This is a genomic window from Salegentibacter lacus, assembly GCF_020164555.1.
Taxonomy (GTDB): domain Bacteria; phylum Bacteroidota; class Bacteroidia; order Flavobacteriales; family Flavobacteriaceae; genus Salegentibacter; species Salegentibacter lacus.
Window position 1 is genome coordinate 53725 of the sequence record NZ_JAIQZB010000001.1, and the last position, 15975, is coordinate 69699.

The 15975-nt window shown below is 39.1% G+C and carries 13 protein-coding genes; 8 read left to right on the forward strand and 5 right to left on the reverse strand.

What is annotated here, in order from left to right:
* Positions 1 to 67: 67 nt before the first annotated feature.
* The 4 genes from LB465_RS00295 to LB465_RS00310 all read right to left on the reverse strand — a co-directional run bounded on the left by LB465_RS00295 (position 68) and on the right by LB465_RS00310 (position 4679).
* Positions 68 to 1231, reverse strand: a complete 1164-nt coding sequence (locus LB465_RS00295) for a trans-sulfuration enzyme family protein (protein WP_224465831.1) — start codon at positions 1229 to 1231, stop codon at positions 68 to 70.
* Positions 1232 to 1251: 20 nt separating this feature from the next.
* Complete coding sequence (locus tag LB465_RS00300) at positions 1252 to 2325, reverse strand: homoserine dehydrogenase family protein (RefSeq protein ID WP_224465832.1); 1074 nt, start codon at positions 2323 to 2325, stop codon at positions 1252 to 1254.
* Complete coding sequence (locus tag LB465_RS00305; protein ID WP_224465833.1) at positions 2288 to 3301, reverse strand: alpha/beta fold hydrolase; 1014 nt, start codon at positions 3299 to 3301, stop codon at positions 2288 to 2290. Before LB465_RS00305 ends, LB465_RS00300 begins: the two co-directional genes overlap by 38 nt.
* Positions 3302 to 3386: 85 nt before the next feature.
* The gene (locus LB465_RS00310) at positions 3387 to 4679 is read right to left on the reverse strand and encodes an O-acetylhomoserine aminocarboxypropyltransferase/cysteine synthase family protein (protein ID WP_224465835.1); all 1293 of its coding nucleotides are present in this window, start codon (positions 4677 to 4679) and stop codon (positions 3387 to 3389) included.
* A 962-nt stretch (positions 4680 to 5641) separates the two neighbouring features.
* On the opposite strand from LB465_RS00310, the gene metK reads away from it, so the two are divergent.
* From metK to LB465_RS00335, 5 genes are all read left to right on the forward strand, one after another.
* Complete coding sequence (metK, locus tag LB465_RS00315) at positions 5642 to 6898, forward strand: methionine adenosyltransferase (protein ID WP_224465837.1); 1257 nt, start codon at positions 5642 to 5644, stop codon at positions 6896 to 6898.
* 131 nt (positions 6899 to 7029) lie between these two features.
* Positions 7030 to 8394 (forward strand): acyl-CoA dehydrogenase family protein, encoded by a 1365-nt coding sequence (locus LB465_RS00320; RefSeq protein WP_224465839.1) that lies wholly within the window; start codon positions 7030 to 7032, stop codon positions 8392 to 8394.
* A gap of 29 nt (positions 8395 to 8423) precedes the next feature.
* Positions 8424 to 9353 carry a 2-hydroxyacid dehydrogenase gene (locus LB465_RS00325; RefSeq protein ID WP_224465840.1) on the forward strand — a complete coding sequence of 310 codons (930 nt, stop codon included), beginning with the start codon at positions 8424 to 8426 and terminating at the stop codon, positions 9351 to 9353.
* Between the two features lie 15 nt (positions 9354 to 9368).
* Complete coding sequence (locus tag LB465_RS00330; RefSeq protein ID WP_224465842.1) at positions 9369 to 9821, forward strand: universal stress protein; 453 nt, start codon at positions 9369 to 9371, stop codon at positions 9819 to 9821.
* A gap of 71 nt (positions 9822 to 9892) precedes the next feature.
* Entirely contained in the window at positions 9893 to 10831 is a 939-nt protein-coding gene (locus tag LB465_RS00335) for a pyridoxal-phosphate dependent enzyme (RefSeq protein ID WP_224465844.1), read from the forward strand.
* 41 nt (positions 10832 to 10872) lie between these two features.
* Here LB465_RS00335 and LB465_RS00340 read toward each other — a convergent pair whose 3' ends face one another.
* Positions 10873 to 11403, reverse strand: coding sequence for a DinB family protein (locus LB465_RS00340; RefSeq protein ID WP_224465845.1), 531 nt, complete (start codon positions 11401 to 11403; stop codon positions 10873 to 10875).
* A 151-nt stretch (positions 11404 to 11554) separates the two neighbouring features.
* Here LB465_RS00340 and LB465_RS00345 point away from each other — a divergent pair, with 151 nt between their 5' ends.
* The 3 genes from LB465_RS00345 to LB465_RS00355 all read left to right on the forward strand — a co-directional run bounded on the left by LB465_RS00345 (position 11555) and on the right by LB465_RS00355 (position 15820).
* Positions 11555 to 14848, forward strand: a complete 3294-nt coding sequence (locus LB465_RS00345; protein ID WP_224465847.1) for an amidohydrolase family protein — start codon at positions 11555 to 11557, stop codon at positions 14846 to 14848.
* A gap of 109 nt (positions 14849 to 14957) precedes the next feature.
* Positions 14958 to 15296, forward strand: a complete 339-nt coding sequence (locus tag LB465_RS00350) for a DUF202 domain-containing protein (protein ID WP_224465848.1) — start codon at positions 14958 to 14960, stop codon at positions 15294 to 15296.
* Positions 15297 to 15451: 155 nt separating this feature from the next.
* Complete coding sequence (locus LB465_RS00355) at positions 15452 to 15820, forward strand: DUF6122 family protein (RefSeq protein ID WP_224465849.1); 369 nt, start codon at positions 15452 to 15454, stop codon at positions 15818 to 15820.
* Positions 15821 to 15975 lie beyond the last annotated feature (155 nt).

The window sequence follows — 15975 nt, forward strand, 5'->3', positions numbered from 1 at the left end:
TTCGCATTCATAATTGAATTCTCTACGGAAAAATCAAAAAGTCCGGTTCCTGCTAAAATTACCATAACTAAATTGAGTTTAGTGCCTGTTTTAAATCGGCTATCACATCTTCCACATGTTCTAATCCTACTGAAACTCTTACCAAGCCAGGTTTTATTCCTGCTTCTAATCTATCTTCTTCACTCAACTTGCTGTGGGTGGTAGAAGCAGGATGTGTAACAATACTCCTGGTATCACCCAAATTAGCCGATCTTGAACAGAGTTTAATTGCATCTATAAACTTTCTTCCAGATTCAATGCCTCCCTTAATCTCAAATGAAACAATATTTCCGCCTTTCTTCATCTGCTTTTTGGCAATCTCGTACTGTGGGTGCGACTTTAAAAATGGATATTTTACATTTTCGGCATTGGCTTCGGTCTCTAAAAATTCTGCTACTTTTTCAGCATTTTCACAATGCTTATCCAAACGTACCGCGAGCGTTTCCAAACTTTTAGAAAGCACCCAGGCATTAAACGGCGACAGAGCCGGCCCCGTATTCCTTGAGAACAGGTAGATTTCCCTAATAAGATCGGCATTTCCAACTGTTACACCGCCCAGAACGCGGCCCTGACCGTCTATTAATTTTGTAGCCGAATGTATTACCAAATGCGCCCCGAATTTAATAGGATTCTGTAACCAGGGCGTAGCAAAACAATTGTCTATAATTAAAATAAGATTGTGCTTTTTTGCAATTTGCCCTAAAACTTCCAAATCCAAAACATCTACACCGGGATTGGTAGGCGTTTCTGCAAAAATAATTTTGGTTTCCGGCTTTATTAAACTTTCAATTTTATCCACTTCGTCCACATTAAAATAAGTATGTGAAATATTCCATTTTGGAAAAAACTTAGTAAACAAACTATGCGTAGAACCAAAAACCGATCTCGCTGAAATGATATGGTCTCCACTATTTAAAAGTGCCGCCAGGCTAGAAAATACAGCGCTCATTCCGGTTGCAAAAGCGAACCCGGCTTCTGCCCCTTCCATTTTGGCAATTTTCTCAGTGAATTCTGAAGTATTGGGATTGGTAAATCGGCTGTAAATATTGCGTTCTTTTTCTTCAGAAAATGAAGCTCTCATATCTTCGGCATCATCAAAAACATAACTGGACGTTAAGTACAGGGGCGTGGAGTGCTCCTGGAACTGGGTACGTTCGTTTTGTGTTCTAATAGCTTCGGTTTCAAAATGCATAATTGTTGGTTTTGTTGTTTTTAATTTAATCTTTGGGATAATTTAAGCACATCGCTAACTACACCACGCGCAGTTACCGCTGCTCCTGCCCCGGCTCCCTGAATTACTAGCGGTTGATCACCGTAAGATTCAGTATAAATCTCAAAAATATTATCTGCGCCTTTAATTTGTCCCAGCGCGGTATTTTTTGGTTCAGAAATAAGTTTTGCCTCCAGGTTGGCGCTCCCTACTTCAATTTCCCCAATGTACCGCAGCACGTGATCTTTATTTTGATCTTTTTTATGCTGAAAAAATATTTCATCCAGTTCTCCTATTCTACGCTGAAATTCTTCTGCGGAAGTCTGTCCGTTTAATTTCTCCGGAATTAATGATTGGATTTTAATTTCCTGAAATTCCTTTTCCAGCTGAAGTTCGCGAGCCAGGATCAATAATTTTCTTCCCACATCGTTTCCGGAAAGATCTTCGCGGGCATCAGGTTCTGTATATCCCAATTTTCCGGCTTTTCGCAATACATCAGAGAATTTCTCCTTGTTTTCAGAAAATGTATTGAAAATAAAACTCAACGAACCGGAAAATACACCTCGAATTTTGGTAACTTTTTCACCAGCCTGGTGCAAGCCCTGTACGGTTTGAACAATTGGTAAGCCTGCGCCCACGTTGGTTTCGTAATAAAAATATTTCCCGTGGTAATCTAGTTCTTTTCGTAGTTTGTTATAAAAATCGGCAGAAAGGGTGTTGGCTACTTTATTGGCGGCTACCAGGTTAAAGCCGTTTTGAATTAGCCGAATATAAAGCGCTACAAATTCCTTACTCGCCGTAGCGTCTATCGCGATAAGATGTTCCAGGTCGTTCTCTTTTGTAAAATCGAGAATATCTTCGAGTTTGTATTTTTCAGCAGATTTTTTGAAATCTTTCTGCCAGTTTTCAGAAATTCCTTCTGCATTAAAAAGGGCTTTTTTTGAATTCGCAATCACGGGAATACTTACCGAAACCCCGGAATGCCTTTCCCATTGCTCTTTTGCGCTGAGTAATTGCTGGATTAAGGTACTGCCTACGTTACCTATTCCAAACAAGATGATGTTCACTTTTTTCATTTTCTTTATTGTTGGTTTTAAATACAGGTTTTAAAAATCTGGACAATTGCGAAGCTTCAATTAAAAATGCATCGTGCCCGTGAATTGATCTAATTTCGTGAATACTCACATTACTTTTTACTAGGGAAAGATTTACATAAGTGTCCCAATTCTCATCGGCCAGGAAAAACCAATCTGAATTTACGGTTACAATATGAACATCCCCTTCAATTTTCTTTGCAGCTTCCAGGTAATTACCGCTGCCTTTGCTAATGTCTATAGTAGTTAGCAAATGATTCATAAACTTATAAGAAGCCAATTGAAAACGTTCCTCTAGTTTATCACCGTGGTATTGCAACCAGCCTTCAACTTTATAACAAGGCTTCACCTCTTCTTTGGTCCGGTTGAATTTCTTGCTTAAAGATTGCGGGGTTCGGTAAAAAGTCATTGCGTGCATTCTGGCATCTTTTACCGGCTCTTTGGAATTATTCAAAATTTGCTCTTGAACTTTACAATTTGCCAGCACCCAATCTGTCGCTTTATAATCTGTGGCGATTGGAATAATATTTTCAGATAAACCAGGTTTTAAAGCAGCCAGTTCCCACGCTAAAGCTCCACCAATAGAACCGCCAATTATGGCAAAAAGTTTTTCTATTTTCAGTTCCTGAAGCGCTAAAGCCTGAATTCTGGCAATATCCCGAAGCGTAAATTCCTTGTAATTTTCAATTAGATGTTCTTTTTTTCCGTTAAACCCATTTCCCGGAATATTAAAAGCCAGGATGCTGAACTTATCGGTATCAATACATTTCTGAGGGCCAACTATATTTGTCCACCAGCCGAGTTTTCCTGTTATTTGGGAGTTTCCGGTAAGCGCGTGGTTTATTAAAACAACCGGCGCAGTTTCGGAATTTTGCCCAAATTGCTGAAAACATAAATAAATATCCTGAACCGTTCCTGCGGAATTTTCAAAATCTTTTAAACAGAGTTCCTGAAGCATTTTTTTCTTTTTTTGAGTTAGAAAGAGCAAAAGGAAAAAGACTTAACCTGGCTGCTTTTTCCTTTGCCTTTCCACCAACAATAAATTATACCAGTGCTTTTTTCTGAATTTTAGCAAAAGCCTCTTTTAGGTCTGCTTTTAAATCTTCTACAGCTTCTAAACCTACCGATATACGAATAAGATCTTGCGTAACTCCGGCGGTTGCCTGTTGTTTTTCGTCCAGTTGCTGATGCGTGGTGCTTGCAGGATGAATTATCAATGATTTAGTATCTCCTATATTAGCAACCAGGGAGAAAAGTTTGGTTTCATCTGCCACAACTTTAGCCGATTCAAAACCGCCTTCTACTCCAAAAGTAACCACGCCACTTTGCCCTTTTGGAAGGTATTCTTTGGCGAGTTTATTATACTTGCTGCTTTCCAGCCCGGGATAATTTACCCATTTCACTTCTTCCTGCTGCTCCAGCCAGGTGGCGAGCTCTAAAGCATTTTCACTATGCTGTTTTATTCTAATTTCCAGGGTTTCCAAACCTTGTATAATCTGAAATGCGTTATACGGGCTTAATGCCGCACCGTGATCACGTAAACCTTCAATTCTAACCTTGGCAATAAAAGCGGCTTCCTTTAAAGCTTCGTGGTAAACGAGTCCGTGATATCCCGGCGAAGGTTCGGTGAATTCAGGAAATTTTCCATTTGCCCAGTTAAAATTACCGGCATCTATAATGGCTCCTCCAAGGGAAGTTCCGTTACCGCTAATATATTTAGTAAGCGATTCTATAACAATATCGGCTCCGTGTTCAATAGGTTTTAAAAGTGATGGCGTCGCAACCGTATTATCCACTATAAATGGAACTTTAAGCGCATTAGCTTGTGCAGAAATTGCTTTAAGATCTAAGACATCTAATTTTGGATTCCCCAGTGATTCCACGAAAATTGCACGAGTATTTTCCTTTGCTGCCTTTTTAAAATTCTCTGGATTCTCGGGATCTACGAAAGTGGTAGTAATTCCAAATCGCGGTAAAGTCACACTCAGGAGATTGTATGTACCGCCATATAAGCTACTGGAAGCTACAATATGATCACCGGATTTTAAAAGCGTTAAAAGTGTGGTATTAATTGCTGCTGTTCCTGATGCAGTAACTACCGCTGCAATTCCGCCTTCCAGCGCTGCAAGGCGTTGTTCCAGGATATCGTTAGTAGGGTTATTTAAACGGGTATAAATGTAACCGGGTTCTGCGAGTGAAAATAGGTTGGCAGCGTGATCTGAATTATTAAAAACATAAGAAGTTGTTTGGTAAATAGGCACCGCCCTTGTACCTCCGTTTTCTTTTGTATCGTGACCTGCGTGTAATGCGTTTGTTGAAAATTTTTGAGTACTCATAATTTCTAATTTTTTAAAGTTTTGCTTCGATTTTTGGAAGCTTGATTTTGTTTTTTGGATTTCCGCCTGCGCAGAAATGATTTGTTTTAAATAAAAAAAGCCCCCTTAAGTAGCTATTACCAAGGGGACCTTTAAATTGAACTCTAAACAAACTAAGTTACATCCGGTTTTGGCAATAGCATTTCATGTGTCGCATACACATACACATCATCATAGTGCGCATCATCATAGTGTTTATTGCCTTAATATTTTTCATCTTTTAATTTTTGTCACTCCCGCAAAAGCCGGAATCTTATTTTTAAACTTCTACTCTTTGTCTCCTTCTTCGGAATTTAATTTTCTATTTCAATAATTATTCTGGATTTCCGCCTCCGTGGAAATGACCAATTTTTTGCATAAAAAAAACCGCTGCGATTGGCAGCGGCTTTTTGCAATTTATATCTTTTCAGATTAAGCAATAGAGCGCGCTGCGGAAGTTCTCCACATCATCATACGCATCATATTGCAAATTATCTGGTACATTTCGTTGTTTTGTTGGATACAAATATAAGGGCATAAATTTTTAATATCCAAACCCAAACTTCATTTTTACGAAAAAAAAATTATTATCCATTTAAAATGAATAATCAGGAATTTAAGTGCCGTAACAATGCTTATAATTTATTTTTAATCAAAAAACAAAAGACAACAAGCTCTATTTCAGCAGTATAGAATGATCTATAAATATATCAATAGTAAAATTGATTTCCGAAACATTTAAACACTGCGAAAAAGAAAGTTAAAGAAAGTTTCAGTTTGGGTTATTTTTATACATTTGTACCCGAATTAATAGAGGGAAGGATTTGACTGATTGCAACCCTTTTATACTTTTAAGAAAGTGTAAGAAAAATGCTAAAGCAGTATCACTACTCCCTTAGCTTTTCGTCAAATTCAACCCGTATTTTTTAAACTAATTTAAAAATATGGCTTATTTATTTACTTCAGAAAGTGTTTCTGAAGGACACCCCGATAAAATCGCCGATCAGATTAGCGATACTTTACTCGATAATTTCCTTGCATTTGATGAAAATTCTAAAGTCGCCTGCGAAACTTTGGTTACTACCGGCCAGGTAGTCCTTGCCGGTGAGGTTAGAAGCGATACCTATTTAGACGTGCAAAACATAGCTCGTGAAGTAATTAATGATATTGGTTATACCAAAGGCGCTTATAAATTTAGCGGGGATTCCTGTGGCGTTATCTCTTTAATCCACGAACAATCCCAGGAAATTTACCAGGGTGTAGATCGTGAAAATAAAGAAGAACAGGGCGCAGGAGACCAGGGTATGATGTTTGGCTATGCTACCAACGAGACCGAAAACTATATGCCCCTGGCCTTAGATATCTCTCACAAAATACTTATTGAACTGGCAAAATTAAGGCGCGAAGGAAAAGATATTCCTTATCTGCGACCAGATTCTAAAAGCCAGGTTACTATAGAATATAGCGACGATAATGTTCCGCAGAAAATTGTAGCTATTGTAGTTTCTACCCAGCACGACGATTTTGATGAGGATGATGATCAAATGCTGAAAAAAATCAAAAAAGATATTCTTGAAATTCTTATTCCGCGAGTAAAGGAACAGTTACCTGAATATGTTCAGAAACTATTTAATGATGATATTACTTATCATATAAATCCAACAGGAAAGTTTGTTATTGGTGGGCCTCACGGCGATGCCGGACTTACCGGAAGAAAAATTATCGTAGACACCTACGGTGGTAAAGGCGCTCACGGTGGTGGTGCTTTCTCCGGGAAAGATCCCAGTAAAGTTGACCGCTCAGCTGCCTACGCATCACGTCACGTTGCCAAAAACCTTGTTGCTGCGGGACTTGCAGATGAAGTTCTAGTACAGGTTTCTTACGCGATTGGAGTGGTAAAACCAACTTCAATTTCAGTAGAAACTTATGGCACCTCTAAAGTGGATATGAAAGATGGGGAAATCGCTAAAAAAGTAGCAGAAATATTTGATATGCGTCCCTGGGCCATTGAAAACCGTTTAAAGCTTAGAAATCCTATTTATAGGGAAACTGCAGCATACGGGCATATGGGCAAAGAACCAAGAACAGTAACCAAAATCTTTAAAAGTCCATATTCCGGAGAAATAAAAAAAGAAGTCGAGCTCTTTACCTGGGAAAAACTTGACTATGTAGATAAGGTTAAAGAGGCTTTTAATCTATAAATTTGAAGTCATAATTTTTTAAAAATACCGCTGTAATCAGCGGTATTTTTTTTGACGTTTTCTTCGGAAAGCTTTAACAACCGGACGCAGTTTTAATTCCTAATTTTAGAACTACACCAATCAAGCACCTTATGTCCGTTTTCAGAAAAATAAAAAACACCATCAACCTATTGAAGTCGGTTGATATCGATCAATTAGCGAAAATAAATGAGCAAATAGACCTTTCAGAAGCGATGAAAAGTTTAGGCCATCTAGACGAGCGTCAACTCAAGGGTTTGATGAAAATGTTAAAAACCAAGCAGAAAAAAGGCCAGAGTGACCTTCCACCAATCACCGGAGATTTTTACAATTTAGACCTTAAACTTACCGAGGAACAGCGTAAGCTTCAAATGGATGTGCGCAATTTTATGGAAGATGAAGTTCGCCCTTTGGTAAACGACCATTGGAACCGAGCCAAATTTCCGCACGAAATTATTGAAAAATTCAAAAAACTAAATATTACCGGTGTTCCGTACGAAGGTTACGGTTGCCCAAATCTTCCGTTTTTAATGGAAGGCATCATCGCACAGGAAATTGCCCGGGTAGATGTTTCGATCTCCACTTTTTTCGGGGTGCATAGCGGACTCGCCATGGGATCTATTTATCTCTGTGGAAGTGAAGAACAAAAGCAGGAATGGCTTCCGAAGATGCAAAAACTTGATGCTATTGGGGCCTTTGGTTTGACTGAGCCCAATGTTGGATCAGGTGTGGCCGGCGGGCTTGAAACTACCTGTAAGTTTGATGGTGAAAACTGGATCTTAAACGGACAGAAAAAATGGATTGGGAACGCCACTTTTGCCGATGTGATTATTATTTGGGCACGGGATGAAGACAGCAACCAGGTTAAAGGTTTTCTTGTAAGAAAAGGAAATCCGGGATATAAAGCAGAGAAAATGGAGGATAAAATGGCCTTGCGAATTGTGCAAAATGCCATTATAACTTTAACCGATTGCGTAATACCTGAAAGTGACAGGTTACAAAAAGCAGATTCCTTTAAAGATACCGCAAAAGTACTTAGAATGACCCGCGCAGGAGTAGCCTGGCAGGCGGTTGGCTGTGCGCGTGGAGCTTACGAAAGTGCTCTTAAATATACCAGAAAAAGAGAACAATTCGGGAGGCCGATTGCTTCCTATCAATTAATTCAAAATCATTTGGTAGAAATGGTTTCCAACCTTACCGCAATGCAAACTTTAGTTTTCAGGCTTTCTGAAATGCAGGATGCCGACTTACTCACAGATGAACACGCATCTTTGGCAAAAGTTTTCTGTAGCATGCGCACCAGGGATGTGGTGAGCCGTGCCCGTGAAGTTATGGGCGGAAACGGTATTCTACTTGAACACGATGTCGCACGTTTTGTAGCCGATGCGGAGGCCATTTATAGTTACGAAGGAACAAAAGAAATTAATTCGCTCATTGTAGGCCGTGCCATTACCGGGTACAGCGCCTTTGTGAGCTAAATATTAACCATTCAAAAAAATAAATAAGAATGTCATTTTTAGTTGTTAGTCCGGGAAAAGACCCGAAAGCTTGGGTTGAAGCTTTAAAAAATCAACATCCAGGTATGGATATTTATGTGTATCCCGAAGATCACGATAAGGAAGAAGTAGAGTTTGCCTTAACCTGGAACCACCCTCGAGGAATTTTTCAAAACTACCCAAATCTTAAAGTTATTGCATCTATGGGTGCAGGGGTAGACCATATTACCAGTGATGAAGAGCTTCCGGAAAATGTAAAGATCACCAAAGTGGTAGATGAACGTTTGGAAGAAGATATGGGAACTTTTGTGCTAAGCCTTGTTTTGGCTCACCAAAGAAACCTTTTACATTATAGGGAAAGCCAAATTAACGAGAAATGGGAACCTGTTCCTTACACTAGAAATAACGATGTTAAGGTTGGAATTTTAGGGATAGGTAATCTTGGACAAAGTGTAGCCAATAGTTTACTAAAAAACGGTTTCCAGGTTATAGGATTTTCAAAGCATAAAAAAGAATTTGAAAACGTAGAAAGCTTTGCCGGAGAAGATGAATTAGATGATTTTCTAGAGCAGTCCAATATTTTGATAAATATGTTACCCTTAACTCCTGAAACTGAAAAAATTCTCAACAAAGAATTATTCGAAAAATTACCCGAAGGAGCTTATGTAATAAATGTTGCCCGTGGTGAACATTTAGTGGAACAGGATCTACTTGCTAAAGTAGACGACGGCCATCTTTCTGGTGCTGCATTAGATGTATTTTGGGAAGAACCTATAAGAGACGAACACCCATTTTGGAAACATTCTAAAATTAGGGTTACACCTCACATTGCCAGTGTTACACACCCAAATTCTGTAGTTCCTCAAATAATAGAGAACTATGAGAGAATGAAAGACGACGAAGAACTAAAAAACGTAGTTAAACGAGATAGAGGATACTAATCAAAACTTCAGCCTATGAAAACCTTTAAAAATATTCTTGTAGCAGTAGATTTTAATGATGCTGTTGGAGAACTAATCTCATACGCTGAAAGTATTGCAGAAAAATTCGGGGCAAAGATCTGGGTGGTCCACGTGGCCGCCCCAGATCCCGATTTTGTAGGATACGATACAGGCCCCCAATACATAAGGGACATGCGTGCCGATGAACTGAAAGACGAGCATAAAGAATTACAGCAAATTCGAGATATGTTTATTGACAAAAACATAGAATCTGATGCGCTTTTAATTCAGGGTTCTACCGTTGAAACGGTGCTTGAAGAAGCCAAAAAATTGAAAGCAGATATTTTAATTGTGGGCACCCATAAACACAGTTTTTTCTATAATCTTTTTGCTGAAAGTGTTTCGGTTGAATTGTTTAAAAATTCTGAAATCCCGGTGCTTTCTATTCCTATTGAAGGAGAGAAATAACTTCACGCAGCTAGATTATACTTTTTTGCTGAATTAAATTCCATTAATTTTATTGATCGAAATAAGTCACAATGATCAGTAAAGAAGAGTTTACAAAACTACATTCAGAAATTTCATCTTACATTCACCGCACCCCGGTGTTAACTTCAGATTTATTAAACCAAATAGCCGAAACTGAAATCTTCTTTAAATGTGAGAATTTTCAGAAAATGGGAGCTTTTAAAATGCGCGGTGCTACAGCTGCAATTTTAGCTTTAAGCGATAAAGAAAGAGCGAAGGGAGTGGTAACGCATTCTTCGGGAAATTTTGCCCAGGCCGTTTCACTATCGGCAAAAAGTTTAGGTATCCCTGCTTATATTGTGATGCCATCTTCTGCACCACAAGTGAAAAAAAACGCGGTAAAAACCTACGGCGGCCAGATCACTGAATGTGTACCCAACCTTAAAGCACGTGAAGCAGCTGCCGAAAAAATACAAAAAGAAACCGGCGCTACTTTTCTACACCCATCAAATGATCTCAATGTGATTTACGGTCAGGGAACTGCGGCCAAGGAACTGCTGGAAGATTTCCCTGAATTAGATGTTATAATTACTCCCGTTGGTGGTGGCGGACTTATAGCCGGAACTGCACTTGCGGTGAATTTTTATGCTGAAAATTGCAAAACTATTGGGGCAGAACCTTTTGAAGTTGACGATGCCTATCGTTCTTTAAAAAGCGGTAAAATTGAATTCAATGAAACCACCAATACCATCGCAGACGGATTGAAAACAAATCTCGGCGATAAGAATTTCCCGATTATAAGAGACAATGTTTCCGAAATTATCCGGGTAGAAGAGGATGAAATCATCGCGGCTATGAAACTCATTTGGGAACGTATGAAGATTGTGGTAGAACCTTCCAGCGCGGTAGCATTTGCTGCAGTTTTGCGTGAAAAAGAGAAATTCCGAGGCAAAAAAGTGGGGATTATCATTTCTGGTGGAAATGTAGATTTAAGTAATTTGCCTTTTTAAATTATCACTCAATTATAGCACTCCTAAGAGTTTTTTTATCGTCATTCTGAATTCATTTCAGGATCTAAGTGCTTTAAAACACTCACCGTTACCAAAAGTTGTCCGACGTGTCGCTGACTATGTTCTGCTGCGTGAAAAAGCAAACCAATTACTGTTGAAGGTAATTCCTTTCTCCCTACCGGTCTAAAATCCGTCAGGATATTTTCGGGCGTATTTTTAAGAAAATTGAGTGCTTCGTCTACTTTTTCCTGAAAATTCTGCACAAGGAATTCAACGGAAATTTCATCATTCGGTATCCCTTCATTTTCTAAGTACTGAAATTGGGTTTCCGATAGTTTTTCGGCTTTAGCGTAAGTCAGCATCCTATCTATTACGCCGGTTAAATGTTGTAAATGAAATCCAACGGAAGCCCTTCCTAAAGTTATTTTCCATAGCAATTCTTTCGGAAAACTCTCCATATACTCTTCCACTTCTTCTCGTGACTGTAATAATGCGTGTGCCGCGGGTTGCAACAAATCGGGAATTTCAGTAACTTTTCCCCTTAACCAAACTTCTGGCTTACTTTTATTCATTTTTCAAGAATTTATATTTAGAAAAATCTCAAATCAAACTTACTGGAAAAGTCGCCAATTGGATAAAATAATGACCAAATTTAAATCAGCTAATCCAATTAGAGCTTTTAAGCTTTTCATAGTATATTTAACCTCGTTAAAAAACCACACTATGTTTAAAAAAATACTCCCGGTCCTCTTTTTAATATTGGCCGCTCCAAACCTGTTTTCACAAGAAAAAGAAGAAGAAAAGAAATGGGATGTTAATGATCCTTATTCTGACGATTGGAACATTAAAGAAGTACCACTCAAAACCGATGAAGGCACCTGGATAAACCTCGATGTTTCCCCCGATGGAAAAACTATTGTTTTTGACCTTTTGGGTGATATTTATAAAATGCCTGTAAGCGGTGGGAAAGCTGAAGTTCTAAGAACTGGGATGGCTTATGAAGTTCAGCCTCGTTTTAGTCCCGATGGCACTAAAATATCTTTCACCAGCGATGCCGGTGGCGGGGACAACATTTGGATTATGAATGCCGATGGCGAAGATGCTAAACAACTTACCAAAGAAGATTTTAGGTTATTAAATAATGCCGTTTGGACACCTGATGGAAACGCGATCGTGGCCAGAAAGCATTTTACTTCCGGCCGTTCTTTGGGCGCCGGTGAAATGTGGTTATACCATATTGGCGGCGAAGGCGGTTTGCAACTTACCGAGCGTAAAAACGATCAGCAGGATGTAAACGAACCCAGCATTTCTCCCGATGGACGCTATCTTTATTACAGCGAAGATATGTACCCCGGCGGAATGTTTCAGTACAATAAAGATCCTAATAAACAGATTTACGTAATAAAAAGATACGATTTTGAAACCGGTGAAAACACCACAATAACCGGCGGTCCCGGCGGCGCAGCACGACCACAGGTCTCACCTGATGGGAAAAAACTTGCTTTTATAAAACGTATCAGAACGAAATCGGTTTTATACATTCACGACCTGGAAACCGGGGAAGAATGGCCGGTTTACGATAAATTGAGCAAAGATCAACAGGAAGCCTGGGCTATTTTTGGCGTTTATCCCGGCTTTAGCTGGATGCCTTCAGGAGAAGAAATCGTATTCTGGAGCGAGGGGAAAATCAACAAAGTAAATATTGAGAATTACAATTCTGAAGTGATCCCATTTGAGGTTGAAAATACCATAGAAATCGCAGAAACCCATCACAGCGAACACCAGGTATTTTCAGAAGAATTCAACCCTAAAGTGATTCGTCACGCCGTTACTTCGCCTAACGGAAAAACCCTTATTTTTAACGCGGTTGGTTATCTATGGAAAAAATCTTTACCTAATGGAACACCTCAGCGAATTACAAACGGTGAAGATTTTGAATTCGAACCCGCTTTTTCTCCTGACGGAAAGGAGATCGTTTATGTAACCTGGAATGATACGGAAATGGGCTCTTTAATGAAAGTTGGTTTAAACGGAAGGAATCCGCAGAAACTGACTTCAGAAAAAGGAATTTACAGAAACCCTGCTTTCTCGAATGATGGCGAACAAATTGTTTTTGTAAAGGAAAGAGGTAATAGTGACCAGGGACAAACTTTTAGTAAAGAACCGGGAATATATACGATAAGTGCTTCCGGGGAAAATAAAGAGAGAATTCACGATTCGGGAGATTTCCCAATGTATAGCAAAGACGATTCAAGAATTTTCTTTCAAACCGGTGGCGCGCTTATGGGCAGCCTGGAAAAAAGCTTAAAAAGTATAGATCTAACTGGAAACGACGAGCGTACACATATCAACTCTAAACATGCTAACCGTATAGTTCCAAGCCCCGATAACAAATGGGTAGTTTTTAGCCATTTGCACCAGGCTTATTTAGCACCACTTACCCTAACCGGGCGACCATTAGATTTAGACAATAACACTAAAACAATACCTGTCACCCAAATTACTAAAGATGCCGGGATGAACCTTCACTGGTCCAACAATAGCGAAAATGTGCACTGGACATTAGGGGATGAATATTTTACTAATAAAGTTTCAGAGCGATTTACCTTTCTGAAAAATTCACCAGATTCTATTCCCGATATTACTGAAGAAGGCACAAAAATAGGGCTTCAGCTAAAAACAGATGTTCCAGAAGGGAAAATCGCTTTTATAAACGCCAGAATTATTACAATGGATGGCGATAAAGTAATTGAAAACGGAAGTATTGTAATTGAAGAAAACAAAATTATTTCTGTAGGAGAAGCTTCCGAAGTAAATATTCCGAACAATGCGAAAGTCTATGACCTGGAAGGAAAAACCATAATGCCGGGAATCGTAGATGCCCACGCTCATATTGGTGCTTTTAGATATGGCCTAACACCCAAAAAACACTGGCCTTTATATGCAAATATGGCTTTTGGAGTTACCACTGTTCACGATCCTTCGGCCTTAAGCGAAAGTATTTTTAGTATGGCAGAAATGGTGAAGGCCGGTGAAATGGTAGGACCAAGAATTTATTCAACAGGAATTATTCTTTACGGTGCTGAAGGCGATTTTAAAGCCGTGATCAATAACCTGGACGATGCAAGATCTGCGCTAAGAAGAACTAAAGCTTTTGGAGCGACTTCGGTAAAAAGCTACAACCAGCCGCGCCGTGAGCAGCGCCAGCAAATTATGCAGGCCGCAAATGAACTGGAAATGAATGTTGTTCCCGAGGGTGGAAGTACCTTTTTACACAATATGAATATGATCGTAGACGGGCACACCGGGATAGAACATAACATTCCAGTTGCGCCGGTTTATAAGGATGTAAAAACGCTTTGGGGAAATAGCAACACCGGTTATACCCCAACGCTGATTGTAAATTATGGCGGAATTAACGGCGAATATTATTTCTACGAAAAAGATAATGTTTGGGAAAACAAACGTTTACTGAATTTCACTCCGCGACAAATTGTTGATTCCAGATCAAGACATCGCACCAAACTTCCACAGGAAGAATACGAAAACGGCCCAATTTTGGTTTCAGAGACAGCAAAAGAACTTTCTGATATTGGCGTAAAAGTTAACCTCGGTGCTCACGGGCAGTTACAGGGACTTGGAGCACACTGGGAACTTTGGTTACTGCAAATGGGCGGAATGACCAATATGGAAGCCTTACAGGCCGCTACAATAAACGGTGCTGAATATATTGGAATGGGTAGCGAAATTGGATCTTTAGAAGAGGGCAAACTAGCCGACCTGATTGTTCTGGAGGAAAACCCTTTGGAAGATATTCGTAATTCTGAATCGGTTATTTATACTATGGTAAACGGTAGATTATACGATGCTGAAACAATGAACGAAATTGGAAATAACCCGGAAGAACGCGGTGAATTTTATTGGGAAGATAACAAATACAATGCAGCTTTCCCGTGGCACGAAAGCACTCAGAGTTTTACCGCTCCCGGTTGTACCTGCCATAGATTGACTAATTAAAAAACCACAAGCTGGATAGTTAGATTTAAGTTCTTGCTTAAACAAACCGAATTTGGTAACTTTTAAAGCAAATTAACTATCCAGTTTCTATGCTGAAATATGAAATTTTATGAGAAGGGTTAAATTTGGAAAGCTTTTCACTCACAGAAAAATAGATGAAAGTATCATTCGTGAACATCTTGCGCTAGAGCGGACGAAGCTTGCAAATGAACGCACGCTGCTCTCATATACCCAGGCGGCACTTTATTTTCTACTAGGTGGTCTTGCGTTAATTCAGTTAAAGGAATATGAGGAGATGCATTACATTGGTTACCTGGCTTTGGTTTTCTCTGTGCTTTTTGTCACCGTGGGCATCTGGCGGTTTATAGTTCTGAAGAATAAAATGAAGGATTTGCTGAAAGGAAAAGTAGAATCTTCTGCCGAGGAGGAAGGAGAACCCCAAGAATAATTTCTAACCTAATCAGAAAAACAAATAACACACTATATCAATTTCTTTTGATGAATCTAATGTTTTATTATGCATTTTAAATAGTTTCAAGTCACACTCCTGGAGTCTAAAACAGAAACAGTATACGCTACAACTTTAAAACATAACAACTCCAATTGCAAACATTCACCCATTATTTCCTTCATTTTATAGCTATTGGCGCTATTGCCTGGTTTTACGATAGAAAGAACTGGAAAAAGAACTGGCTAATTTTACTCGCCACGATGGCCGTAGATTTGGATCACGTTTTTGCCGATCCATTATTTGACCCGATGCGCTGCGGAATTGGCTACCATCCCTTACATTCTCATTTTGCAATTATCGGCTATGTTTTAGGGGTTCTTTTTATTAAAAATAAGCTTCTGAAGTTAATATTCATCGGTTTGCTCTTTCATATGCTTACCGATTTTATAGATTGTCTCTGGATGTTTTCTAAATGTGGGGAATGCTATACTTCTTCGGAAATTTACAATTCGTTTAATTGAAGTTTTCTGAAACAAGAAATAGAAATTTTTAAAATAGATTTAATTTCTTCAAACTGTCCCAAAGCTTCGTATTTATAAGACAATTATTAACCTACGACTTAGATCCTGAAACCAGTTCAGGATGACGGTTTTAAAATTTTTAGACAGTCACAGAA